Source organism: Oceanobacillus alkalisoli (assembly GCF_021556485.1).
GTDB lineage: Bacteria > Bacillota > Bacilli > Bacillales > Amphibacillaceae > Oceanobacillus > Oceanobacillus alkalisoli.
This window is the reverse complement of sequence record NZ_JAKGBW010000003.1, coordinates 66,793-91,910: the sequence shown is the minus strand read 5'-3', so window position 1 is coordinate 91,910 and position 25,118 is coordinate 66,793. Positions and strand designations below refer to the sequence as shown.

The following is a 25,118-nucleotide window of genomic DNA, read 5'->3' as shown; positions in this document are numbered from 1 at the left end:
ATCACCATATGTAGTTGAGTTGGCTCGTTCCCAACTACATATGGTGATGGAAAAGCCGACTTTGGTAATTATGAAATTCATTCACCTATTAAAATTATCCCGCATTAACGGCAGAAATAGGAAAAAACGAATGAAAGTATGCTATAATTAGATGAGTTAAACGAACAAACCCTTGCCAATAAACAGGTGAGGGTTTTATCAATCGATTTTCGATTGCGAGGTGAAGAAATGGCGAAGAGAAAACGAAAAAGGAAGTCCACAAAAAAATCAAATCTATTAAAATATGAATTGTTAGGTTTATTATTTATTTTTCTAGCTATTTTTGGAAGTGGTGCAAGTGCCATTAGTGAAGGAGCTATCCCAGGCTGGTTAGAATATTTCTTTCATTTTTTCTTAGGGATCTGGTATTTTGTTGCGTCCATGTTTTTATTAGTTACAGGTATTGTATTATTAATTAAACGAAAATACCCAAATTATCTAACGAGAAAAATGGCCGGTTTTTATATTTTATTTGCCGGCGTCCTTTTGCTAACACATGTCCAGACCTATGAGCCACTTATACAAGGTGGGCAGAATGTTTCTGTTCTTGTTGCAACTTGGGATAACTTTATATCATATATTAGCGGGCAAGTACCATCAAGCCGTACTGGTGGAGGAATGATTGGAGCTATTCTTTTTGCTTTTACTTATTATCTATTTTCCTATGCTGGTGCAATCATTGTCTCTGTCTTCTCCATTATTATCGGAGTATTATTCATTACAGAAGTTTCTATCGGTGACTTGGTTGCTAAGTTTTTCACCTATTTGAAAAAGCTTGGTAAGAACATGAGTGAAAGACTGCGTACCTACAAAGAAAATCGGAAGGAGAAGGAAGAACCGGTCTATGCCTCCGAAGCGCAAGTGGAAGATACAGCACCTGCCCCGGAAGAACCCCTTATTAATGATTTTACTGAGATCAGTTACCGGGAAGAGAAGCCTAAAGTTGCGACGATTGCAGCAGATAACAATGATGAAGAGGAAGAGGACATATATGATCCAGAGCTTTCCCAGGCGGAAAGTGAAAATCCTGAATATCTCCTTCCTTCTATTGACCTTTTGAGTGAACCAGTCAAAACGAGTCAACAATACGAAAAGTCACAAGTGCAAGCAACGGTAAGGAAGCTGGAAAAAACATTCCAAAGCTTCGGTGTAAAGGCGAAGGTTACCAAAGTAAATGTTGGTCCAGCCGTAACCAAATATGAAATATCTCCGGAAGCTGGCGTGAAAGTAAGCAGGATTGTTAGTTTGCATGACGATATTGCTTTAGCTCTCGCAGCTAAAGATATTCGGATTGAAGCACCAATTCCAGGTAAATCTGCAGTAGGGATTGAGGTCCCGAATAAAGAAATAGCGATGGTTTCCTTACGTGAAGTGATGGATGATACACTCGCGGATAAGTCTTCCAAACTGTTAGTCGGGCTTGGAAGGGATATTTCAGGAGAAGCAATCATGACAGAACTTAATAAAATGCCGCATTTACTGATTGCTGGAGCGACTGGAAGCGGAAAGAGTGTTTGCGTGAACGGAATCATTACAACACTTCTGATGCGTACGAAGCCCCATGAAGTAAAAATGATGATGATCGATCCCAAAAAAGTCGAATTGAATGTATATAACGGGATACCGCATTTACTCGCACCTGTCGTCACGGATCCGAAGAAAGCATCCCGTGCTTTAAAGAAAGTTGTCGCAGAAATGGAGCGGAGATATGATCTATTCTCTGATTCGGGGACAAGAAATATTCAAGGGTATAACGAATATATAAGAAAATATAATCAAACAGTTTCGGAAGAGGAAGCGGAAGCAGAGCTGCCGTATATTGTTGTTATTGTCGATGAGCTAGCAGACTTAATGATGGTTGCCTCAAATGATGTGGAAGACGCAATTACAAGGCTTGCTCAAATGGCTCGTGCAGCAGGAATCCACCTTATTATTGCAACGCAGCGTCCTTCTGTTGACGTCATTACCGGAGTCATTAAAGCAAATATTCCATCTCGAATTGCATTTAGCGTCTCCTCACAAACCGATTCCCGGACGATTCTCGATTCCGGTGGGGCAGAGAAGCTGTTAGGTCGCGGAGATATGCTATTTATGCCTGTCGGTTCGTCTAAACCAGTCCGTGTTCAAGGCGCATTTCTCTCTGATGACGAAGTGGAGCGCGTTGTTGATCATTGTATTGATCAACAGAAAGCATCTTATCAGGAAGAGATGATTCCAGAAGATACAAATGAAGTGGTGGAGGAAGTGGATGATGAGCTATATGAAGAGGCAGTGGAGCTTATCGTTGAATTGCAAAGCGCAAGTGTTTCCATGCTCCAGCGACGCTTCCGCATTGGTTATACGCGAGCGGCACGTCTAATCGACGCAATGGAAGCAAGAGGAATCGTCGGCCCATACGAAGGCAGCAAACCACGAACCGTCCTCGTCTCCAAAACAGAAGCCGAAGAAGAAGCACCATCCGTCTAATCAACAAACTGACTTGTAAACACATAAGTCAGTTTTTTTCTTATGAAAATTGCTCTACTGGAGGTCGGAAAGAATTTAATTCGCGCAACGTAGAATCAGATTATGTAAAAGTTTAGTATGTTTTAATGGATGAACGTTTGAAAGATGTGTAGAATATTTATTAAGAGTAAAACACTGAGCATAGGAGGCTGTTTCATGAATTTGATTGTAGAACAGACCGTTAACAAAAATGGCTACAATATTCATTTTATACCTACGAAAAAATTTAAAACATTAACCTTTGTCGTCAAATTAAAGGCACCCTTAAAAAGGGAGACGATAACGAAAAGAGCATTATTGCAAAACGTGCTGCGGGAAGCGACCAAGAATTACCCGGGCCGGACCGCGCTCCAATTAAAACTTGATGAACTATATGGATCTGTTCTCTTTGTTGACGGAGCGAAACGGGGAGAGGAGCATGTGGTGAGTTTCCGGCTTGAAGTGGCAAATGAGCGCTATCTACCCGACAAAGAAGCTGTAACAGAAGAAGCGCTGCAACTTCTCGCCGAAATGATTTATGAGCCATATGTTGAGGATAATCATTTTTCTGAAGCAATTGTTAAAAGAGAAAAGGCTACATTGAAACAAAGAATTCAAGCGATCCGTGATGATAAGATTCGCTATGCCAATCGTCGTTTAATCGATGAAATGTGTAAAGATGAAGCTTTTTCCATTCATGTGAATGGCTATGAAGAAGATCTTGATGCGCTTACTGCCGAAAATTTATATGATTATTATCTTCAAATGCTCCAAAAGGATCAACTCGACATATATGTCGTGGGCGATATGGATATCGAATCGATGGAGAAATCAATTGCTTCTGCATTTAAACAGGAAGAAAGGGCATCAACTAAATCGAGTGACCGTAAAGAATCAAAACAAATAGATGAACCGAAAGAAATAATAGAACAAGAACCGATTCAGCAAGCAAAGCTCCATATCGGTTACCGTACGAACACGGTATATGCTGACGATGATTACCCTGCTTTACAAGTTTTTAATGGCTTATTTGGCGGTTTTCCGAGCTCGAAATTATTCATGAATGTTCGAGAGAAGAATAGTTTAGCTTATTATGCCTCTTCCCAGGTCGAGAGTCACAAGGGATTGCTTTTCGTCTTTAGTGGAATTGCTCCAGAAGATTATGAACAAGCACGAGACATTATCCGCGAGCAAATGACGGAAATGAAAGCAGGTAATTTCTCTGAACAAGAGATGAATGAAGCAAAAGATATGATTATCCATTCACTGCGGGAAACAATGGATCATAATCATGGACTTGTTGAATTGTTTTACCAGCAACAGCTTGCAGGAATGAATCGATCACTGGAAGAAGTTGTTGATCGGATTTCCGCAGTCACGAAAGAGGATGTAATTCGTGTTGGTGAGCGAATCGAGGAAGATACGTTATACCTTCTCACTGCACAAGGAGGAGAAATAAATGAATAAGAAGACATATACAGATATTGATGAAGTTATTTACTCGAAAAGATTAGATAACGGTTTATCCGTTTTTCTTATGCCACGACCGGAAATGGAGAAGGCGTATGCAATTTTTACTACAAATTACGGCTCCATCGACCAGAAGTTTGTTCCGATTGGAGAATCGGAAGCAGTGACCGTACCGGATGGGGTCGCCCATTTTCTTGAGCATAAATTATTTGAAAAAGAAGATGGAGATGTATTTGCCGACTTTGGTAAGCTAGGTGCTTCAGCTAATGCATTCACTTCATTTACGAAGACCGCCTATTTATTCTCTGCAACGAATCATATTGAGAAAAATGTGGAGATATTGCTGAATTTTGTTCAAGACCCATATTTCACCGAACAAACAGTGGAAAAGGAAAAGGGGATTATCGCTCAAGAAATCAATATGTACGATGATCAGCCTGATTGGCAATCTTTCATGGGCACAATCAAAGCATTGTTTAAAAATCATCCGGTAAATGTTGATATTGCAGGAACGGTTGATTCCATCATGAAAATTACAAAAGATGATTTATACACATGTTATAACACCTTTTACCATCCTGAGAACATGACATTATTCATCATTGGAAATATTAATGCAGAATCATTGTCCCAGCTAATTGAAGAAAATCAGGCCGGAAAAAGTTTTGCGGATATGGGAGAAATCAAACGGGAATTTCCGGATGAACCGAAAGAAGTTGCGGAAAAATACTTGGAAATCAATATGCCAGTTTCGATTCCGAAATGTACAGTTGGAATTAAAGAATCGAGCAGTCATTTAGATAAAGAAGCGTTTTTGAAAAAAGAACTGCTTACAACGATGATTCTTGACCATTACTTTGCTAAGGGCGGCGAGTTCTACCAAGAGTTGTATAAAGAGGAATTAATTGACGGAAGTTTCTCCTTTGAAACGAATTTAGATTCGAGCTTCGGGTATACATTGATTGGCGGTAACACGGAAAGACCAGAAGACTTCGCTGCTAAAGTGAAAGATTTACTACGCTCAACAAATGAGGCAGAAATTACGGATGAAGCTTTTCGCCGGATGAAGAAAAAGAAAATCGGTCGAATACTCCGCGCCATGAATTCGCTCGAGTATATTGCCAACAATTTCGTTGATTACCACCGTCACGGTATTAATTTCTTTGATGTCATCCCGCAAATTGAAGCGTTGACTACGGCTGATGTTAACGAATTTCTAAAAAAATGGATTAACGAAGACCAGCTTGCAGTATGCACGGTCAAACAAGCCTAACATGGCACAAAATGTATTGATTATTGGTGCAAGTGGTGATATTGGAATAGCGATTGCTAGACAGCGCGTGAAAAAGGGGGACCAACTAATCCTCCACTTCCATTCTAATCATTCTGTTATTACCGAGTTAGCGGAGGAAATTGCAAGTGAGCAGGTTTTACAAATTATCCAAGCTGATCTGTCAATGGAAGAAGGGATAAATAAGCTGCTTTCGAGTCTTGTTTTTCAGGTCGATAGTGTTATTTTTGCAAGCGGGAAAACAGAATTCGGCTTATTCCAGGATGTGGAAGAAAAGAGTTTTACCGAATTGCTTACACTTCATGTACATGCACCGCTTAAAATAACGAAACAGCTGCTTCCAAGCATGATTAGAAACCAATTTGGCAGATTAATTTTTATCACTTCTATCTGGGGGGAGGTAGGAGCGAGTAATGAAGTGCTTTATTCTACAGTAAAAGGGGCGCAGAACAGTTTCGTGAAAGCATTGGCCAAGGAGGTAGGAGCAAGTAACGTAACGGTAAATGCAGTTAGTCCGGGATTCATTGATACGAAAATGAATGGTTCTTTATTAACAGCAGAAAGATCTGAGATTTACGAAACAATTCCTTTAAAACGAGCAGGCTTTCCGCATGAAGTCGCAGAGGCTGTAAGCTTTCTTTTAGACCGGCAGACATCATTCTTAAACAGTCACATTCTTCCTGTAACCGGAGGATGGATGATTTAGCCAACTTTTTATTTCGATGCATAAATCATGAGGAGATGTTGAATACTATAGGTGCGTATAGGGGGCAATAAAAAGGAGGCTAAATCAATGTCCATTCTCGATAATTTTGATTCATGGAAAGGATTTCTTGCTAATCGCCTACAGCAGGCAAAATCTAGTGGTATGAATCATGAAACCATTACGAACGTCGCTCATGAAGTAGGAGATTATCTCGCATCGAATGTTGATGCAAAAAATAAGGAAGAAGCTATCTTAAAGGAGCTGTGGAATGCTGCTTCTGAAGAGGAGCAGCAGGCAATCGCAAGTTCCATGGTAAGGTTGGTTGAAGAACAGGGAAATAATAATGGATAATTCGTTGAAGAAGCTGTATAGTTAATCTATATAGCTTCTTTTTCAATTTGTTCGCTATTTCCCTTTTCACTCGTTAAAAAATCATTTATAGTATAAATAGATTATTCACCAATTTATTCGAACGCCATTATTCGTTTGGTAAAGGAGACCGGAAGATGGAAAGGACAGAATGGTATCTTGAATACGAGAATCAAATCAATCGTCCTGGTTTATTAGGGGACATTTCATCTTTATTAGGGATGCTTTCAATTAATATTATTACGATTAATGGTCTTGAGAATTCGAGAAGATGCTTATTATTGCTTTCTGAACGGGATGAGAATATTAAAAGGTTAGCATCGATTCTAGAAACAGTTGATATTATAAAAGTTCTTAAAATCCGAAAACCAAAACTGAAAGACCGGATGGCTGTGCGCCACGGTAAATATATTCATACGGATAATGACCGGAAAACAGTGCGCTTTGTAAGAACAGAGCTCGGTATTCTTGTTGACTTCATGGCGGAGCTATTTAAACAGGATGACCATAAGCTGATTGGCGTCAGGGGAATGCCGCGGGTCGGGAAAACAGAATCGATTGTTGCAGCAAGCGTTAGTTCGAATAAACGCTGGTTATTTGTCTCGAGCACGATGATAAAACAGACGGTACGGAATAAACTGATTGCCGGAGAATATGATGAAGATAATATATTTATCATAGATGGTGTTGTTTCGAAAAAGAGGGCAAATGAAGAGCATTGGCGGCTCATTCGGGAAGTGATGCAGCTACCGGCTGTAAAAGTTGTGGAACATCCTGACATATTTGTTCAGGCTACGGAATATACGTTAGATGATTTTGATTATATAATTGAATTAAGAAGCCACGAAGGAGAAGAAATCACATATGAATCAATTGAAAATCCAACATTTGGTTCAGGTGGCGGCTTTAACATGTTTGATTTCTAAGATGGAAGGTGTAAATTATGGACGTAGGTGCTAGGCTGAAAGAAGCGAGAATCGCAAAAGGCTTTTCATTAGAAAGTTTACAGGAAACGACGAAGATACAGAAAAGATATTTAGTTGCAATTGAAGAAGGAAATTTCCATCTGCTTCCCGGTAAATTTTATGCTCGAGCATTTATTAAAGAATACGCAACAGCAGTCGGTCTTGATTCCGATGAATTATTAAAGGAACATAAGGAAGAAATTCCAAAATCTGAATCAGAGAGCGAAATCCAATATACACGGGTTGAACGCTCAAAAGAAAATGCAGCTGAACGATCCGGCACATTCTTTTCCGTGTTGCCTAAAATTATTGTCGCTCTGCTCATTATAGGTATTATCGGGGCAGGGATATGGTTTTACAATCAATCGTATTCACCTAATGACCCGGAGGAGATTGAAGATTCGGGCGAAGTGATTATCCAAAATTCTAATGATAATAATCAGGACACGTCTGGATCTGAGGAGGAAAATAAAGATGAAGAAGAGAAAACAAACGACACTGCTGAGGAAGATGAGACCCCTGAAGATGAAACAGGAGAACTAACTTTCGAAGTGGAAGAGGTTGGTAGCGGCTCTCCTCCTGAATCAACAATTTCGATAACAAATCCAGAAGAAGCGCTCATTCTCCAGTTTGAATCCGAGACAAACGTTTGGCTCGATGTGGAGACCGGGAACGGAGAATCATTGTACGGAAGCTTTGTTACTCCTGAAAATTCACCGATAGAAGTAGATGTCACTGGTGAAGAAACAGTTCATTTAAACATCGGCAGTACGCCTAATTTGGATATAACGGTTAATGACGTGCCATTTGAATATCCGATCGATCCAAGTGAAAGAGACCACCAACGCTTATTGTTCAATATTAATTAAGTAATCGTAAGCATTAACCCTTCCTACCGAATGCGGAAGGGTTTTATCATTTTCCAGCTCATAAAGTGCAGCCTCAATCAGTGGAGGATTAAGACCGCTAATGCGTGATAAAAAAACAACTAATGCTTTCATACAGCGTAAGTGTGCCAAACTTAGAAACTTTCTACTGGAGGTCCGCAGTCCAGACACCTCTCGCACCTGCTGAGCGGCCGGCAAGCCTCCTCGCGCTGAGCACTAAGGGGTCTCGCCAGGCCTAACCTCCCGCAGGAGTCTCGAGGTGTCTGGATTGCTACCAGGAAAAGCCTAATTTAGAACACTATTTATTATTCTATAAATGCAATCTTCACACTGCTGTAATGATGGGATAATTTCTATTTATCATAATCATCTTCACCAGTTCAGTTGCCCGGTGGACGGTGACTCCTGCGGGAACAGCACGAGCCTGGAGACCCCTTAGTGCTTAGCCCGAGGAGCTCTAGCAGTGCCTAAGGATGCGCATCCGTCCACCGGGCAACTGAACGGCGATTAGAGAGCGAACCATGAGAACGTGCAAATCACTTACGCTGTATGAAAGCAATTTATGGTTCTTTTATATTTGATAAGGTTGGATTATGTTGATTTTTTAGGTGTGAAAGTGAAATAATATAAAACGAAAGTATTAGCGCAAAGGAGGAAAGCTGATGAATTTACCAAATAAACTCACCCTATCTCGTATTTTTCTCATCCCGATTTTCATTTTGTTATTATCATTACCGCTTGACTTTGGAGAGTGGAATATCGGTAATACGACATTACCAGTCCACCATTTCATTGCGGCACTTATATTCATTATTGGCTCAGTAACCGACTGGGTCGATGGATATTACGCCCGGAAACATAATCTGATTACAAACCTTGGGAAGTTTCTTGATCCATTAGCTGATAAACTGCTCGTTTCCGCTGCACTTATTATGCTCGTGGAGATGGAACTTGCAGCCGGATGGATCGTAATTATCATTATTAGCAGGGAGTTCGCTGTAACCGGGCTGCGCTTAGTAGCTGCAGGAGAAGGCACTGTCCTTGCTGCTGGGAGTATGGGTAAGTTGAAGACAGCAACACAAATGATTGCGATAATTATTCTGCTCCTTCATAATTTTCCTTTTTCTTACTTGAATTTCCCATTGGGAACAATCTTGCTTTACTTAGCTTTAATCTTTACTGTGATTTCAGGTGTTGATTACTTTTACAAAAATTGGCATGTAATGAGGGATTCGAAATGAAAAAACAATATAAGGCAGAGATTCTTGCAGTAGGAACAGAGTTGCTATTAGGGCAAATAGCGAATACAAACGCACAATGGATATCCGAGCAGTTAGCTTTATACGGTATTAATGTTTATAACCATGTCGTTGTAGGTGACAATTTGAACAGAGTTGCGGATACGTTTAAACAGGCTCATGAACGTTCAGATATTATTATTGTTACAGGCGGATTAGGACCAACAGAAGATGATTTGACCCGTGAGGCTTTCCAAGCAATCTGTAATATTCCAATCGTCGAACATGAGCCATCCATGAAAAAAATTGAAGATTGGTTTAAGCAGTCAGGTTGGCAAATGACACCGAATAACCGGAGACAAGCACGGGTGTTTGAAACAGCTACCGTTTTATTGAACAAACAAGGGATGGCACCGGGAATGATTGTCCAATATGAAGAGCGGACATGGATTTTCCTCCCAGGAGTCCCGCGCGAAATGAAAGCAATGTTTAAGGAAGATATTTTACCGTATCTATATAAGTTAACGGGTAAAGAACAAATGATCCGTTCGACCATTTTAAAGTTTCTCGGAATCGGTGAGTCGGCACTGGAACATGAATTACAAGATGTTATTCGCGAGCAAACGAATCCAACAATCGCCCCGCTTGCAACTGACGATGGGATTATTATCCGTTTAACAGCAAAAGCTGATTCAGAAGAAGGGCTGGACACTTTACTTGCTGAAGCAAAATCAGCTGTACTTCTGAAAGTAGGGGATTACTTTGTCGCTGAGAATGACGAAACGATCGAACAAGTTATTATTGAACAATTTAAAAAGCAGCAGCTAACGATTGCAGCCGCAGAAAGCCTCACAGGTGGCAAATTCACGGATCGGCTCATTTCTGTACCAGGAGCAAGTGAAGTCGTCCAGGGAGGTGTCGTTTGCTATAGTCCAGCAGTAAAAATGGAAGTGTTGGGCGTTTCGGAGCAAGTAATAGCGGAAAAAGGTACTGTAAGTGAAGCTTGCGCATTATCCTTAGCAAGAAATGTTAGAGAGAAACTACAATCTACAGTCGGTATTAGCTTTACGGGAATTGCTGGTCCAAATGAAGTGGAAGGAAAGCAAGTTGGAACAGTATATATCGGTATATCCGTTGCTGGAGAAGAGGATACAGCGTTCGGATTCCAGTTGCAAGGAGACAGGAACAGGATCCGAAATCGTGCCGTTATGAAAGGCCTTGAATTAATTTTTAAATATGTAAAAGTGTAAATTGCACTAAAATCATGCTACGTTTTGAAAAACCAGCCTCCATATTTACTTGAAAATTAAGAAAAGACAGGTCGAACGGGTGTGATAATTATCGAACATCTATTCGTTTTTTGCTTGTCAAACAGGAAAAAAAAGCGTATGATAGAGATAGATAATTTGAGGAGGTATTTTCATTGAGTGAGAGAAAACAAGCATTAGATATGGCTTTAAGACAGATAGAGAAACAATTTGGTAAAGGTTCTATTATGAAACTTGGAGAAGAACAGAATCAAAAGATTGCAACGATCCCAAGCGGTTCATTAGCTTTGGATGTGGCACTTGGGATTGGCGGGTATCCTAGAGGAAGGGTAATAGAAATTTATGGCCCTGAATCTTCGGGTAAAACAACATTTGCCCTCCACGCAATCGCTGAAGCTCAGAAGCAAGGTGGACAAGCAGCGTTTATCGATGCGGAGCACGCGCTCGACCCGACATACGCACGTGCACTTGGAGTAAACACAGACGAACTGTTACTCTCCCAGCCTGATACCGGAGAACAAGCACTTGAAATTACAGAAGCACTTGTACGCAGTGGCGCTGTTGATATTATTGTTGTTGACTCCGTTGCCGCCCTTGTTCCGAAAGCGGAAATTGAAGGGGAAATGGGTGACTCCCATATGGGACTGCAGGCAAGGTTAATGTCCCAAGCTTTGCGTAAACTATCAGGTGCAATCAATAAATCAAATGCTACCGCCATCTTCATTAACCAGGTCCGCGAAAAAATTGGCGTTATGTTCGGTAACCCGGAAACAACTCCAGGTGGACGGGCACTTAAGTTCTATTCTTCCGTGCGCTTAGAAGTCCGCCGGGCAGAAACATTGAAGCAGGGAAATGAAATGATCGGTAACCGGACAAGGGTAAAAGTCGTGAAAAACAAAGTAGCGCCTCCGTTCAAACAAGCCGAAGTAGATATTATGTATGGTGAGGGAATCTCTAAAGAAGGCGAGATCATTGATGTTGGTGCAGATCTTGATATTGTTCAAAAAAGCGGTGCTTGGTATTCTTATAAAGGAGAGCGCTTAGGACAAGGTAGAGAGAATGCAAAGCAATTTATGAAAGAGAACCCTGCAATTTTTGAAGAAGTGAATAATGAGATTCGCAGTCATTATGAACTTGAGGAAGTTGAAGGATCGGAAGAAGATGCAGAGAATACTTCGTCATCCGATGAACAAAAAAGTCTCGATCTATAATACGAAGCTGTCTATTCGGTTTTTATCGAAGGGCAGCTTTTTTATTTGAACTTTTGATCCTAGATATGAGACGATGGGAAGCGAAACTTGTACTTGCTTTCTTACAATATGACTTTTACTTGAAATACTTCTGAAATAGTTCTGAAGTTTCCTTGACAATAAGTAAATTGACAATTAAAATTAACATTGTATAATTTTATTCAATTATACGGTAATTATTAATCCTTGTATTGATAATGAGTACATGACGAAGATAATGAATTGTACAACAACTTTATAGCAATAGGAGGTGAAAAATATGGACCACCCTTTGATCATCTCCCTTTTGCTAGTATTCATCCTTATCATAGGTCTGTTTGTTGGTTATCTGATTCGTAAGTCGATTGCTGAAGCAAAGATTTCCAGTGCGGAAGACTTGGCAAAACAAATAGTCGAAGAGGCCCACCGGAACGCAGAGGCAGCTAAAAAGGAAGCACTCCTTGAAGCAAGAGATGAGAACCATAAAATTCGTCAGCAAGCAGAGGATGAGCTGCGTGAACGCCGTGCTGAACTCCAGAAACAAGAAAATCGTTTGACGCAAAAAGAAGATATTCTTGATCAAAAAAGTGTCTCTCTAGATAACCGTGAATTATCACTGGAGAAGCGGGAAGAAGCTTTAACAGAGAGACAACAGCAAACTGAAGAAATGGAAAACAAAGTGCAAGCTATGAAAGAGGAGCAGCAAGCTGAGCTTGAACGCATTTCAGGCTATACAACGGACCAGGCAAAACAAATTATTTTAGAACGAATTGAAAAAGAAGTGAAGCATGAAGCGGCTATCATGATTAAAGAAACGGAGAATCAAGCGAAAGAAGAAGCTGATAAAAAAGCGAAAAGCATTCTCTCGTTAGCACTACAACGCTGTGCTGCAGACCATGTTGCAGAGACAACTGTATCTGTCGTCACCCTTCCTAATGATGAGATGAAAGGTCGCATCATTGGTCGAGAAGGACGAAATATACGAACATTAGAAACGTTGACTGGTATTGATCTTATTATCGATGACACGCCAGAAGCCGTTATCCTATCTGGATTTGATCCAATACGCCGGGAAATTGCTCGTATCGCATTGGAAAAACTTGTCCAAGATGGAAGAATCCATCCGGCGCGTATTGAAGAAATGGTAGATAAAGCAAGACGTGAAGTTGATGAATATATTCGTGAAGTCGGTGAAGAAACGACATTTGAGGTTGGTGTGCATGGACTGCACCCGGATCTTGTAAAAATACTTGGTCGTCTAAAATATCGTACAAGCTATGGTCAAAATGTATTAAAACATTCGGCAGAAGTTGCTTACTTATCTGGTTTGCTTGCTGCAGAACTAGGTGAAGATGTAATATTAGCAAGAAGAGCTGGTTTACTTCATGATATCGGAAAAGCGATTGACCATGAAGTAGAAGGTAGTCACGTAGAAATTGGAAAAGAACTTGCGATGAAATATAAAGAGCACGAAGTCGTCATTAATGCGATTGCTTCTCACCACGGTGATGAAGAACCAACTTCAATTATATCCGTATTAGTCGCAGCAGCCGATGCCTTATCCGCTGCACGACCAGGTGCAAGAAGCGAGACACTTGAGAACTACATTAAACGTCTGGAAAAACTGGAGGAAATTTCTGAATCCTTTGAGGGAGTAGAGAAATCTTATGCCATTCAGGCTGGTCGAGAGATTCGCATAATGGTAAAACCAGATGAAATTGATGATCTTGAATCATTAAGAGTAGCGAGAGAAATTCGTAATCGTATTGAAAGTGAGCTCAATTACCCAGGTCATATTAAAGTAACAGTAATCAGGGAAACAAGAGCAGTTGAATATGCCAAATAAAAGCAGTCATCCGACTGCTTTTATTTTTTGCCGCCGTTTTAAAAAATCCCAACAGGGTAAAATAATAACTCAACTTTCACAGCCCTGAAAATAAGAAAAGTATCTACCTAGAAAATTGAGCTGATAATTCTTTTCATTCAGCGTAAGTACAACTTTCTTCTGGCAGTCCGCAGTCCCGATACCTCTCGCTTTCCGTGGGCGGCTGGTGAGCCTCCTCGGGCTAAAGCCCTGTGGGGTCTCACCTAGGCCTGTCCTCCCACAGGAGTCTCGAGGTATCGAACTGCTCCGAGTTAAAACCTTATTTGGAACCTTATTTTTTTTGGAAAGATGGGATGATTTCCATTCATAATAATAATGCTTACCAGTTCAGTTGCCCGGAGGACGGTGACTCCTGCGGGAAAAGCACGAGTTCGAAGACCCCGCAGGAAGTGCCCTTCTTCCGAGGAGGCTGAGGCCGTGCCCACGGAAAGCATCCGTCTTCCGGGCAACTGAACGGTGATTAGAGCTCTAAAATTAGGAACGTGCAGAACACTTATGCTGAATGAAAGCAATCGATAGTTTCTCTTGGCTACTTTTGGAACAGTAAATGGAAACGCTGAACAAACTTTTAAAAATTAGGAATTAGATTAGAAGGATGATGTGAAGATGAAAATTTTATTTATTGGTGACGTTGTTGGTTCACCAGGACGGGACATGGTTAAGGAATATCTGCCAAGATTAAAAGAGAGATACCGCCCAACGATTACGATTCTTAACGGCGAAAATGCTGCAGCCGGTAAAGGAATTACAGAATCAATTTATCGAGATTTTCTCGAATGGGGCGCTCAAGCAATTACAATGGGAAACCACACATGGGATAAAAAAGAAATCTTTGACTTTATTGATGATGCAAAATACCTTATCCGCCCAGCAAACTTTCCGGAAAATAACCCAGGTAAAGGGATCGTTTATTTAAATGTAAATGATGTAAAGGTAGCTATTATCAACATGCAAGGCAGAACCTTCTTACCAGCAATTGAGGACCCGTTTACAACGATAGATAATCTGATTCAAGAAGCGAAAAAGCAGACGAACATTATTTTCGTTGACTTCCACGGGGAGGCGACGAGTGAAAAGCAGGCGTTTGCCTGGTATGTTGACGGAAGGGTTAGTGCCGTCGTCGGAACACATACACACACACAAACAGCAGATGAAAGAATTTTTCCGGAAGGTACCGCTTATATTACCGATGTTGGCATGACAGGTCCTTATGATGGAATACTTGGAGTAGAACGGGAAGCTGTATTAAAACGTTTTCTAACATCCTTGCCAGTACGTTTTGAAATTACAAAAAAGGGTAGAAAACAGTTAAATGGAGTATTGGTTTCCATCAATCCAAAAACAGGGAAAGCAGAAGACATCGAAAGAATTTTAATAAATGATGACCATCCCTTCTTTGAATGATTGTCAATTATCACATCCCTTGTGCTGAGGTAATACGAGTTTGTTGTTCCCGGCTTCTTATAGCAGGTTTAGGGAATAAGCTTACAACTCAAGGAATATAGTAGAAATAGAACTATAAAACTGAGGTAAGGGAGGTACTACTAATGGAAGTATTGAAGGTTTCATCAAAATCTAATCCAAATTCAGTAGCAGGGGCCCTCGCAAATGTGCTCCGTGAAAGAGGAACTGCAGAAATTCAGGCGATTGGTGCAGGAGCATTGAATCAATCAATAAAAGCTGTAGCCATTGCAAGAGGATTCGTCGCGCCGAGCGGAGTAGATCTCATCTGTATACCGGCATTCACCGATATCAAAATTGATGAAGAAGAAAGAACTGCAATTAAATTAATCGTAGAACCAAGGTAATTAAACAGAACTCATACGCCTTCCTTCTAATCAAGGAAGGTTTTTATTTGCAGTTTCGCAGTATATATTGTTAAATTTATGGAGAACCCTTATACTTATTATGTTGTAAACTTATACATAGAAGTACTCATTGAAAGGAGAGTCGAGATGAACGAACAAGAGCGAAAGCAGCAGGCACAAATTAATGCAGAAGACAATTTCGAACGGATTAAACAAACGTCCAGTGAAGAGATGATCACAAAGTATTTCCATACCAATTACACCCCGCAGACCCCTGACATTAAAAAGGCTAGAAAGAGAAGGAAAGAAGAAGTTCAATTTAAATATGATTTTTCCATTCCTGAGGATATGCAAACGGCGGGTGAGGGTCGTAAATTTTTAATTCGCACCTATGGCTGTCAAATGAATGAACATGATACAGAAGTAATGGCTGGAATATTTATGGAAATGGGTTATACTGCAACAGAAGATGTAAATGAAGCAGATATCATCTTATTAAATACATGTGCCATCCGGGAAAATGCGGAAAATAAAGTGTTCGGGGAAATTGGTCACTTAAAACCATTAAAACTTGAAAATCCGGACCTTATTATCGGTGTGTGTGGATGTATGTCTCAAGAAGAATCGGTTGTTGATCGTATTTTAAAGAAACATCAGCATATTGATCTCATCTTTGGAACACATAATATTCACCGATTACCCCACTTGATTAAAGAAGCGATGTTCGGAAAAGAAATGGTCGTCGAAGTTTGGTCTACCGAAGGCGATATCATTGAAAACCTTCCGAAAGCCCGTAAAGGGAAAATCAAGGCCTGGGTTAACATCATGTATGGCTGTGATAAGTTCTGTACGTATTGTATCGTCCCGATGACAAGAGGAAAAGAGCGCAGCAGAAGACCTGAAGATATTATTCAGGAAGTGAGGCATCTTGTAGCCCAAGGGTATAAAGAAGTTACCTTGCTCGGTCAAAATGTGAACGCCTACGGTAAAGATTTCGATGACTTGGATTATACGTTTGGCGATTTAATGAATGACATTCATAAAATCGATATCCCGAGGGTCCGGTTCACAACATCTCATCCAAGAGATTTTGATGATCATCTAATCGACGTATTAGCCCAGGGCGGCAACTTGCTCGATCACATTCATTTACCGGTCCAATCCGGCAGTTCAGAAATACTGAAGAAAATGAACCGTAAATATACACGAGAAGCGTATTTGGAGCTTGTACGCAAAATTAAAAAAGCGATTCCAAATGTAACCTTGACGACTGACATCATTGTTGGATTCCCGAACGAAACAGATGAACAGTTTGAAGAGACAATGACATTGATGGAAGAAGTCGGTTTTGAAGCTGCATACACGTTTATCTACTCTCCACGCGAAGGAACTCCAGCTGCAAGGAAAAAAGATGATGTACCAGAAGATGTGAAAAAACAACGTCTATATCGTTTAAATGAACTTGTGAATAAACAATCTGCAGAATCAATGAGGAAATATGAAGGAAAAACAGTAAAAGTACTCGTTGAGGGTGAAAGTAAGAAAAATCCTGATATTCTCGCAGGATATACAGAGAAAAATAAGCTTGTGAACTTCAAAGGACCGAGGTCAACAATCGGTCAGATTGTGGAAGTGGAAATTACCGAAGCAAAAACCTGGTCTTTAGATGGTATCATGGCAGAAAGTAAAATTGAGGTGAAGTAACATGGCACAATATTCAAGGAAAGAAGTACTTGATGCGGCAAAAAACCTAGCAGAAATGCTGGCAAATACGGAAGAAATCGACCGTTTTAAAGAACTGGAAGCTAAAATAAATGCAAGTACAAAAATCCAAACACTCATTACAAAAATTAAAGCTTTACAAAAACAGGCTGTGAATCTACAGGCTTACGATAAAAAAGAAGCATTAGCTCGTGTGGAGGAACAACTGGATCGTTTACAAAGTGAGTTGGACGGTATCCCGGTCGTATCAGAATTCAAGGAACTTCAAGTGACAGTAAACGATGTCTTACAACTTGTATCTACAACGATTTCCCGGGAAGTAACAAACCGCATTATTGAAGGAACAGGCGGCAATGTACTAGAGGGGAAAACGGGATCAACATTAACGGAATAGCTAAAAAAACCAAGCATAAATAGATTGCTTGGTTTTTTTATCTCTCCGCTTGGGAAATTGCTTAATCTTTAGTATGCATGAAATCTGTTTGGACATCTTCTAATTCATCATCCGTCACATCATGACCCCATACTTCATCGTCGTCTTCATCTTCTAACTTCTCCGCATCCCAAGTCGGATCCACTTTTACAAGTAGCTTCGTTTCGCCGATTACTTGCACAATGAATTCTCTTTCCACCTCAACAACAATTTTATTCCCTTTCTTCTCAATTTTACATTCCAGGCAATTTGGCTGCTGCAACACTTTAGCAATGACATCGAAATCATCATTTAGGCAATTTTCATCTTTAATGGATAAGGGCACAATATCCCGATATGTTACCTTTTCTGTAACGACCTGTGTCTTCGTATTATCATTAAAGGAATACCAGATATTTATCTCATAGCTGCCATTTATTTCTACACTGTCCGTAGATTTCATTTTTGCATGGTATAAATGATTAATCACCCAGCACCCAAGAATACTCGAGGGACGATTAGGGGGAGTAACCGTATGGGATTCCTTTGTAAACTTACGTCCTTTCCCGATAACTGCCTTCGTGATGATTTCTCTATAATCTTTTTTTAGAAAAGACATAGCTGTATTTACCTCCTCTTTTTTCATAGTCATTTTATGCATGGCAAACACCTAAAGTGCATACTTCCAAAATCATTAAATAATAACCTAGCATTAAAAATGAATTAAATCAAAACCGTTCTGCTGGATGATCATCAGGTGCCCGGGTAAAGCGAAGGTGTATGGGGGGGCTGCGGAGCTGGAGAAGTACGATGGTTTTCTATCAGTCGTTCATAAGAAATAAAAGTCAGCGGGTTAGAGTGAAGTTATTAATCTATGCTATAATGGCTGGAGAAGATTTCGGATATGTTGGAGGATTAATGATGGCGAAGAACACACCAATGATGGAACAATATTTAAGAATAAAAGCCGCTCACCAAGATTCATTTTTATTTTACCGCTTAGGTGATTTCTATGAATTATTTTATGATGATGCAATAAAAGCGGCAAGAGAACTCGAAATAACATTAACCAAAAGAGGATCGCAAAGTGAAAGTGAAGGAATACCGATGTGCGGCGTTCCTTATCATTCTGCAGAAAATTATATAAAAAATTTAATTGATAAAGGCTATAAAGTAGCAATCTGTGAACAAGTAGAAGACCCGAAAACAGCAAAAGGCGTAGTGAAAAGAGAAGTCGTTCAGATTATTACTCCAGGAACGGTTATGTCCCAATCAATGCTTGAAGAAGGAGAGAATAATTATCTCTGTAGCCTTTCGCATTTCAATGATGGATCTTATGTCGTCGTTTATAATGACTTATCTACTGGTGAAAACCGCGTAACGCTTATTGAAGCAGGCTGGGAAGCAGTTCTACATGAATTATATAATCAGCCAATTAAGGAAATTGTTATATCATCTTCCTTGGAAGAGGATTTACAAGCTCAGTTAAAGGAAAAGTTACAGATTACCTTATCTTTTCAGGATGAGATTACATTCAACGGAGAGTATCGTGATTTAGCAGAAAACTTAAATGATGAACGTCTGATGACTGCCTTTAGCCGGTTGCTTAACTATATTCAGCAGACTCAGAAACGTTCGCTCGACCATTTACAACAGGCTACTGTTATCGAGTTAAAGAATTATTTATCTCTCGATATGTTTTCCAAACGTAATCTTGAATTAACAGAAACGATTATCAAAAAAGGAAAACACGGCAGCTTGTTATGGGTGCTTGACCAAACGATCACGGCGATGGGATCCCGTACATTGAAAAAGTGGTTGGAGCGGCCATTGTTAACACAAACACTCATCGAAAGACGCTTGAATATTGTTGAAGCATTTTACGATGGGTTTATGGAAAGGGATATGCTAAGAGAAGCCTTAAAATCCGTTTATGATATGGAAAGATTGGCCGCAAGAATTGCTTATGGAAATGTGAATGCACGCGACTTTATTCAGTTGAAACGATCTTTACAAAATATCCCTGAAATCAAAAAAATTCTCTATCAATTCCCAAATGAAGAGATGAAAGAATTAGCGGATGAACTCTTCTATCCAGAGAAGATAGTTGCTCTGCTTGAGCAAAGTATTATAAATGACCCGCCTGCATCGATTACAGAAGGGGATATTATTAAAGATGGGTATAATGCCCAACTAGATGAGTACCGGGATGCATCACGAAATGGCAAACAATGGATTGCTGAATTAGAGCAAAAAGAAAAGGAAAAAACTAATATCCGATCGCTAAAAATCGGCTATAACCGAGTATTTGGCTATTATATTGAAGTTACGAAAGCGAATCTGCATCTTTTACCAAAAGGACGGTATGAGCGAAAGCAAACTTTAGCGAATGCAGAACGGTTTATCACACCAGAATTAAAGGAAAAAGAAACAATTATCCTTGAAGCAGAAGATAAAAGTATTGAGCTGGAACATAATTTATTTGTTGAAATTCGGGATAAGATGAAAAGTCATATCCCACTTTTCCAGGAACTTGCGGAGCATATTAGTCAGATCGATGTGCTACAATCCTTTGCAGCGGTTAGTGAAGCAAACAACTATACAAGACCGCGCTTTGTTAAAGAAGAGTTATCGATTAAAAATGGCCGTCACCCAGTAGTAGAGCAAGTGATGACAGAAGGGACCTTTGTTCCGAATGACGTTCATTTGGATAAGGAAAATAGTATTCTATTAATTACCGGTCCGAACATGTCCGGGAAGAGTACGTATATGCGGCAGCTGGCACTGACGGTTATCATGGCGCAAATCGGTTGTTTTGTTCCGTGCGATGAAGCCGATCTAATTATTTTTGATCAGATATTTACAAGAATTGGCGCAGCTGATGACCTTGTTTCCGGGCAAAGTACATTTATGGTGGAGATGCTTGAAGCAAATCATGCGCTCGCCAAAGCGACCGATCGCAGTTTAATCCTGCTCGATGAGATTGGGCGGGGGACGAGTACATATGATGGAATGGCGCTTGCTCAAGCGATTGTAGAGTACATTCATCATAATATTGAAGCGAAGACATTATTTTCTACGCATTATCATGAGCTGACCGCGATGGAAGAGACACTTCCCCAGTTAAAGAATATTCATGTGCGAGCTGAAGAATATGAAGGAAATGTTGTATTTCTCCATCAGATTAGAGAAGGTTCAGCAGACCAGAGTTACGGAATTCAAGTTGCCAAGCTTGCTGGACTTCCAGAAGCATTGATTGAGCGGGCGACAACGATTCTTACGGAATTGGAAAAGGGTGCTCATTACGAACCGGTAACAGAGAAGATGGAAGCTGGCCAACTTTCCTTTTTTATAGAAGAAAAATCGCCTGAACCTGAAAAGGAAAGTAAGTTTTCCAAAAAAGATAAGCAAGTAATTGATGAATTAGAAGAACTAAACTTATTTGAAATGACACCGATGGAAGCGATGAATGCATTGTATCACCTCCAAAAAAAGATAAAGTGAAACTTCAGTCAGTGGGTGGTTCCTTGCCTCCCCCCATTGACTGTTAGTGGAACGGAATCCGCGATTACGAACCGTTAATACGTGATAAAATAACGGAAGGCTTAATGTTGGAAAGGATGTTTCTATGAAAATAAAACAGATGCCAACCGAACTGGCGAATAAAATTGCAGCAGGTGAAGTAGTCGAACGTCCTGCATCTGTTGTAAAGGAGTTGGTGGAAAATAGTATTGACGCGGGTAGTACGTTTATAAAAATTGATCTGGATGAAGCTGGAATTACCCGTATTAAAGTGACGGATAATGGGGATGGAATGACGGATGCTGATAGCGAACGGGCTTTTCTTGCCCACGCGACAAGCAAAATCAATAATGAAATGGACTTATTTCATGTGCGGACCCTTGGATTCCGAGGAGAAGCACTTGCGAGTATTGCCGCTGTCAGCAAACTAACCTTAAAAACATCAACTGGAGAAGAAGCAGGAACAATCTTAGCTCTTGAAGGCGGCGAGGTCGTCGAACGGAATAAGAGTGATGCAAGAAAAGGAACTGAAATAACAGTCGAACAATTATTTTATAATACACCGGCCCGGCTGAAATATATGAAAAGTCTCCATACGGAATTAGGTCATATTACGGATTTACTAAACCGGCTTGCATTATCTTATCCGGAAATTCGCTTCGAGGCGATCCATAATGGAAGAACATTATTTAAAACTTCCGGCAGCGGGGATTTATTACAGGTTATCGCTCAAGTATACGGCATGTCAGTAGCACGGAAAATGCTTCCAGTCCATCATGAGTCTCTTGATTATGAAATCACAGGGTATATCGCCCGACCGGAAGTGACAAGGGCATCCCGTAATTTCATATCGACCATCATTAATGGCCGCTATATTAAAAATTATCCACTGGCAAAAGCGGTTATCGACGGCTACCATACGATGCTTACAATTGGAAAGTTCCCACTTGTTGTCTTGAAAATAAATATGGATCCCATTTTAGTTGACGTGAACGTTCACCCGACGAAACTGGAAGTCAGATTCAGCAAGGATAAAGAACTTTATGAATCTGTGAAACAAACGATACGAACTGCATTAAGACAAGAGACATTAATACCGGAAATCGAATATAAACAACCACAAGAAAAACAGCATTTGACTCAAGAGCAGTTTATATTTTCAACACCTAAGGAAGATAATAAGCAGCCGGTGCAGAAAGAAACAATTATTAAGGAAACAACAAGAGAAATAGAACCATTTCCTATGGAATCGGTCGAGCAACAGGAAGAAGCATTACCGCGGCGACAACCTTCTGAATCAGACTATTTCGAGCCGATACAGAAAGAGGAAATGGAAGCGCCAAGAAAAATGCGGATTCCATTGATTTACCCAATTGGCCAATTACACGGTACATACATTCTCGGGCAGAATGAGGAAGGTTTTTATATGATTGACCAGCATGCTGCCCAGGAACGAATCAAATATGAATTCTTCAGGGATAAACTAGGTCAACCAGCTAATGATTCACAGCAACTGCTCATCCCGTTAACCTTTGAGTTTTCGAATCAAGAAGCATTGTTTATCGAAGCTTATAAAGAGGATTTGGAAAAGGTTGGACTTTATTTTGAACCATTTGGCGAGAAAACATATATTATTCGTTCCTGCCCGAACTGGTTTCCGAAAGGGTTTGAAGAAGATGTCATACGTGATATCATTGAGCAAATTATGAAAGATGAAAAAATCAATATTGGTCGTATCCGTGAAGAAGCTGCGATTATGATGGCTTGTAAACGATCCATAAAAGCAAATCATCACTTAACAAAAGATGATATGTTCCGTTTAATTGAAGACTTAAGGACGACAACAGATCCATTTACTTGTCCTCATGGAAGACCAATTATTATTCACTTTTCGAGCTATGAACTTGAGAAAATGTTCAAAAGAAGCATGTAAAGGTATAACAAGCACGTGATTGGAGTAAACTAGTAAGAAAAAATGCATGAGGTGAACAGCATTGGATAATCAATCGTTAATTAATTTTTTGAACCAAATGCTATCCAATCATTTTATTTTGTATGTGAAGCTCCATCGCTACCATTGGTACATTAGAGGAAAGAACTTCTTCCGTCTCCATGAACATTTTGAAGAGCTCTATAATCGTTCAGCAAATCAGTTTGATGAAGTTGCAGAACGAATCATGATGATCGGTGGCCAGCCGCTGGCAACAATGAGTATGTACTTAAAGCAAGGTACGCTTGAAGAAGCGAATGCGGATGATACAGAAGAGGAAATAATAGCCCAGCTCATTCATGATTTTGAAAAAGTCGCAAATGAAATAAGAGAAATCGGCCTTGCACTAACAGCCGAATTTGCTGATGAGCCGACGAATGATTTGCTGATTGAACAATTGGCGATATTCGAGGAAGAGCTGTGGATGCTCCGGAGCTACCAAGAAGAAAAATAACAATCTAGGGGTAATACGATGAAGAAAACAGTCATAGCGGTTGTTGGTCCAACTGCTGTCGGGAAGACATCACTCAGTATTTTCCTTGCTAAACATTTGCAAGGTGAGATTATAAGTGGTGACTCGATGCAGGTGTATAAAGGGATGGATATCGGTACGGCTAAAATTCGTAAAGAAGAAATGGAAGGCATTCCGCACCATCTGCTTGATATGAAAAATCCAGCTGAAGAATATTCGGCAGCTTCCTATAAAGCAGATGTGGAAAAAACAATCGAAGAAATCACCGCAAGGAACCGCCTGCCAATCCTCGTAGGCGGCAGCGGTTTATACATACAAGCTGCGTTATTCGATTATAACTTCCCTGACATCCCTCGGGATGAGTATAGAACCCAGGAGTTGGAACAAGAAGCAAAAGAAGAAGGAATCAGCAGAATTTACCGCCGTCTTGAAGAGGTCGACCCGGAGCAGGCAAAAAAGATTCATCCGAATAATCATCGCCGTGTAATTCGTGCACTCGAAATATATGAAACTACCGGGAAAACGAAAACAGCTTGGGAGAGAGAACAGAAAAAAGAACCGAAATACAATACGTTGTTTATCGGTCTTGAAATGGAAAGAACAGCACTATATGAACAAATTAATAAGCGTGTGGATATGATGATGGAAGAAGGCCTGCTGGAAGAAGTTACAACGCTTTACCGGGCAGGTTATCAAGACACACAAGCAATGAAGGCAATTGGCTATAAAGAATTCATCCCCTATTTAGAGGGGAAAGAAGATCTCCATAAAGCAATCGAGAAGCTGAAGCAAAACTCAAGACGTTATGCGAAAAGGCAATTTACCTGGTTTAGAAATCAATTGCCGGTGAAGTGGTTTCCCATCACCCCAGAACAAAAAAGTGAAAAATTTACAATGATTTTGCAAAAGATAGCAGGAATATTGAAAATGAAGTAGAATTAAGAGTATATAGATAGAAAAAGGGAGGAAGTACCATGGCACAAAATGTCAACATTCAAGAACATTATTTAAATCAATTGAGAAAGAACCACACTTCGGTTACTGTCTTTCTAACAAATGGGTTTCAATTAAGGGGGATTATCAAAGCATTTGATAATTTTACGGTTTTACTGGAAACCGACGGAAAGCAGCAGTTAATTTTTAAACACGCAATATCAACTTTTGCGCCTGTAAAAAATGTTAATTTAGAAAATGAGTAATCACAACGGATGCTGCTACCGGCATCCGTTTTCTAATGAGACTTCCTTTATAGCTTGGAAAATTTAAAAAATGCTGTGGCTAACTATAGTTCCTAGCACTAGCCACGTCCGCTCTGCGCCCAGCAACTATCAAACTTCACCATCCTCCGATCTATAAAGAAG

General features: G+C 40.1%; 21 protein-coding genes. 20 read left to right on the top strand and 1 reads right to left on the bottom strand.

Annotated elements, in window-relative coordinates; genetic code table 11:
• Positions 1-228 precede the first annotated feature (228 nt).
• The 15 genes from LZD48_RS04345 to LZD48_RS04275 all read left to right on the top strand — a co-directional run bounded on the left by LZD48_RS04345 (position 229) and on the right by LZD48_RS04275 (position 17,755).
• Entirely contained in the window at positions 229-2,505 is a 2,277-nt protein-coding gene (locus tag LZD48_RS04345) for a DNA translocase FtsK (protein ID WP_235761512.1), read from the top strand.
• A gap of 195 nt (positions 2,506-2,700) precedes the next feature.
• The gene (yfmF, locus tag LZD48_RS04340) at positions 2,701-3,990 is read left to right on the top strand and encodes an EF-P 5-aminopentanol modification-associated protein YfmF (RefSeq protein WP_235761511.1); all 1,290 of its coding nucleotides are present in this window, start codon (positions 2,701-2,703) and stop codon (positions 3,988-3,990) included.
• The gene (gene yfmH / locus LZD48_RS04335; RefSeq protein WP_235761510.1) at positions 3,983-5,266 is read left to right on the top strand and encodes an EF-P 5-aminopentanol modification-associated protein YfmH; all 1,284 of its coding nucleotides are present in this window, start codon (positions 3,983-3,985) and stop codon (positions 5,264-5,266) included. Before yfmF ends, yfmH begins: the two co-directional genes overlap by 8 nt.
• Before the next feature lies 1 nt (position 5,267).
• Complete coding sequence (gene ymfI / locus LZD48_RS04330) at positions 5,268-5,990, top strand: elongation factor P 5-aminopentanone reductase (RefSeq protein ID WP_235761509.1); 723 nt, start codon at positions 5,268-5,270, stop codon at positions 5,988-5,990.
• An 87-nt stretch (positions 5,991-6,077) separates the two neighbouring features.
• Positions 6,078-6,341, top strand: coding sequence for a DUF3243 domain-containing protein (locus LZD48_RS04325; protein ID WP_235761508.1), 264 nt, complete (start codon positions 6,078-6,080; stop codon positions 6,339-6,341).
• A gap of 155 nt (positions 6,342-6,496) precedes the next feature.
• The gene (locus LZD48_RS04320; protein ID WP_235761507.1) at positions 6,497-7,285 is read left to right on the top strand and encodes a DUF3388 domain-containing protein; all 789 of its coding nucleotides are present in this window, start codon (positions 6,497-6,499) and stop codon (positions 7,283-7,285) included.
• A 17-nt stretch (positions 7,286-7,302) separates the two neighbouring features.
• On the top strand, positions 7,303-8,193 hold the full coding sequence (locus LZD48_RS04315) for a helix-turn-helix domain-containing protein (protein WP_235761506.1): 891 nt from the start codon (positions 7,303-7,305) through the stop codon (positions 8,191-8,193).
• Between the two features lie 680 nt (positions 8,194-8,873).
• Positions 8,874-9,452: a CDP-diacylglycerol--glycerol-3-phosphate 3-phosphatidyltransferase gene (gene pgsA, locus LZD48_RS04310; RefSeq protein ID WP_235761505.1), complete on the top strand. Its 579-nt coding sequence runs from the start codon at positions 8,874-8,876 to the stop codon at positions 9,450-9,452.
• Positions 9,449-10,699: a competence/damage-inducible protein A gene (locus LZD48_RS04305; RefSeq protein ID WP_235761504.1), complete on the top strand. Its 1,251-nt coding sequence runs from the start codon at positions 9,449-9,451 to the stop codon at positions 10,697-10,699. Before pgsA ends, LZD48_RS04305 begins: the two co-directional genes overlap by 4 nt.
• A 173-nt stretch (positions 10,700-10,872) precedes the next feature.
• Positions 10,873-11,928 (top strand): recombinase RecA, encoded by a 1,056-nt coding sequence (gene recA, locus LZD48_RS04300; protein WP_255770536.1) that lies wholly within the window; start codon positions 10,873-10,875, stop codon positions 11,926-11,928.
• Positions 11,929-12,226: 298 nt separating this feature from the next.
• The gene (gene rny / locus LZD48_RS04295; protein ID WP_235761503.1) at positions 12,227-13,792 is read left to right on the top strand and encodes a ribonuclease Y; all 1,566 of its coding nucleotides are present in this window, start codon (positions 12,227-12,229) and stop codon (positions 13,790-13,792) included.
• Positions 13,793-14,437: 645 nt separating this feature from the next.
• Positions 14,438-15,235, top strand: a complete 798-nt coding sequence (locus LZD48_RS04290) for a TIGR00282 family metallophosphoesterase (RefSeq protein WP_235761502.1) — start codon at positions 14,438-14,440, stop codon at positions 15,233-15,235.
• Between the two features lie 143 nt (positions 15,236-15,378).
• Positions 15,379-15,639, top strand: coding sequence for a stage V sporulation protein S (locus LZD48_RS04285; RefSeq protein WP_156856452.1), 261 nt, complete (start codon positions 15,379-15,381; stop codon positions 15,637-15,639).
• A 147-nt stretch (positions 15,640-15,786) separates the two neighbouring features.
• Positions 15,787-17,343 (top strand): tRNA (N6-isopentenyl adenosine(37)-C2)-methylthiotransferase MiaB, encoded by a 1,557-nt coding sequence (gene miaB, locus LZD48_RS04280; protein ID WP_235761501.1) that lies wholly within the window; start codon positions 15,787-15,789, stop codon positions 17,341-17,343.
• Between the two features lies 1 nt (position 17,344).
• Complete coding sequence (locus LZD48_RS04275; protein WP_235761500.1) at positions 17,345-17,755, top strand: YlbF/YmcA family competence regulator; 411 nt, start codon at positions 17,345-17,347, stop codon at positions 17,753-17,755.
• 61 nt (positions 17,756-17,816) lie between these two features.
• Here LZD48_RS04275 and cotE read toward each other — a convergent pair whose 3' ends face one another.
• Positions 17,817-18,392 (bottom strand): outer spore coat protein CotE, encoded by a 576-nt coding sequence (cotE, locus tag LZD48_RS04270; protein WP_235761499.1) that lies wholly within the window; start codon positions 18,390-18,392, stop codon positions 17,817-17,819.
• A gap of 302 nt (positions 18,393-18,694) precedes the next feature.
• Between cotE and mutS the strand changes: the two genes are divergently transcribed.
• From mutS to hfq, 5 genes are all read left to right on the top strand, one after another.
• Positions 18,695-21,277, top strand: a complete 2,583-nt coding sequence (gene mutS / locus LZD48_RS04265; RefSeq protein WP_235761698.1) for a DNA mismatch repair protein MutS — start codon at positions 18,695-18,697, stop codon at positions 21,275-21,277.
• A gap of 124 nt (positions 21,278-21,401) precedes the next feature.
• Positions 21,402-23,228: a DNA mismatch repair endonuclease MutL gene (gene mutL / locus LZD48_RS04260; protein ID WP_235761498.1), complete on the top strand. Its 1,827-nt coding sequence runs from the start codon at positions 21,402-21,404 to the stop codon at positions 23,226-23,228.
• 61 nt (positions 23,229-23,289) lie between these two features.
• Positions 23,290-23,739 (top strand): Dps family protein, encoded by a 450-nt coding sequence (locus LZD48_RS04255; protein WP_235761497.1) that lies wholly within the window; start codon positions 23,290-23,292, stop codon positions 23,737-23,739.
• An 18-nt stretch (positions 23,740-23,757) separates the two neighbouring features.
• Positions 23,758-24,693, top strand: a complete 936-nt coding sequence (miaA, locus tag LZD48_RS04250) for a tRNA (adenosine(37)-N6)-dimethylallyltransferase MiaA (RefSeq protein ID WP_235761496.1) — start codon at positions 23,758-23,760, stop codon at positions 24,691-24,693.
• A gap of 38 nt (positions 24,694-24,731) precedes the next feature.
• Entirely contained in the window at positions 24,732-24,956 is a 225-nt protein-coding gene (gene hfq, locus LZD48_RS04245; RefSeq protein ID WP_235761495.1) for an RNA chaperone Hfq, read from the top strand.
• Positions 24,957-25,118: the final 162 nt, after the last annotated feature.

Excerpts from the sequence above, each read along its gene's own strand:
- cotE (WP_235761499.1), bottom strand. The coding sequence starts at position 18,392 with ATGTCTTTTCTAAAAAAAGATTATAGAGAAATCATCACGAAGGCAGTT.
- rny (WP_235761503.1), top strand. The coding sequence starts at position 12,227 with ATGGACCACCCTTTGATCATCTCCCTTTTGCTAGTATTCATCCTTATC.
- miaB (WP_235761501.1), top strand. The coding sequence starts at position 15,787 with ATGAACGAACAAGAGCGAAAGCAGCAGGCACAAATTAATGCAGAAGAC.
- LZD48_RS04315 (WP_235761506.1), top strand. The coding sequence starts at position 7,303 with ATGGACGTAGGTGCTAGGCTGAAAGAAGCGAGAATCGCAAAAGGCTTT.
- pgsA (WP_235761505.1), top strand. The coding sequence starts at position 8,874 with ATGAATTTACCAAATAAACTCACCCTATCTCGTATTTTTCTCATCCCG.
- yfmH (WP_235761510.1), top strand. The coding sequence starts at position 3,983 with ATGAATAAGAAGACATATACAGATATTGATGAAGTTATTTACTCGAAA.
- ymfI (WP_235761509.1), top strand. The coding sequence starts at position 5,268 with ATGGCACAAAATGTATTGATTATTGGTGCAAGTGGTGATATTGGAATA.
- LZD48_RS04320 (WP_235761507.1), top strand. The coding sequence starts at position 6,497 with ATGGAAAGGACAGAATGGTATCTTGAATACGAGAATCAAATCAATCGT.
- LZD48_RS04285 (WP_156856452.1), top strand. The coding sequence starts at position 15,379 with ATGGAAGTATTGAAGGTTTCATCAAAATCTAATCCAAATTCAGTAGCA.
- LZD48_RS04345 (WP_235761512.1), top strand. The coding sequence starts at position 229 with ATGGCGAAGAGAAAACGAAAAAGGAAGTCCACAAAAAAATCAAATCTA.
- miaA (WP_235761496.1), top strand. The coding sequence starts at position 23,758 with ATGAAGAAAACAGTCATAGCGGTTGTTGGTCCAACTGCTGTCGGGAAG.
- LZD48_RS04275 (WP_235761500.1), top strand. The coding sequence starts at position 17,345 with ATGGCACAATATTCAAGGAAAGAAGTACTTGATGCGGCAAAAAACCTA.
- mutL (WP_235761498.1), top strand. The coding sequence starts at position 21,402 with ATGAAAATAAAACAGATGCCAACCGAACTGGCGAATAAAATTGCAGCA.
- yfmF (WP_235761511.1), top strand. The coding sequence starts at position 2,701 with ATGAATTTGATTGTAGAACAGACCGTTAACAAAAATGGCTACAATATT.
- mutS (WP_235761698.1), top strand. The coding sequence starts at position 18,695 with ATGGCGAAGAACACACCAATGATGGAACAATATTTAAGAATAAAAGCC.
- LZD48_RS04290 (WP_235761502.1), top strand. The coding sequence starts at position 14,438 with ATGAAAATTTTATTTATTGGTGACGTTGTTGGTTCACCAGGACGGGAC.
- LZD48_RS04325 (WP_235761508.1), top strand. The coding sequence starts at position 6,078 with ATGTCCATTCTCGATAATTTTGATTCATGGAAAGGATTTCTTGCTAAT.
- LZD48_RS04305 (WP_235761504.1), top strand. The coding sequence starts at position 9,449 with ATGAAAAAACAATATAAGGCAGAGATTCTTGCAGTAGGAACAGAGTTG.
- hfq (WP_235761495.1), top strand. The coding sequence starts at position 24,732 with ATGGCACAAAATGTCAACATTCAAGAACATTATTTAAATCAATTGAGA.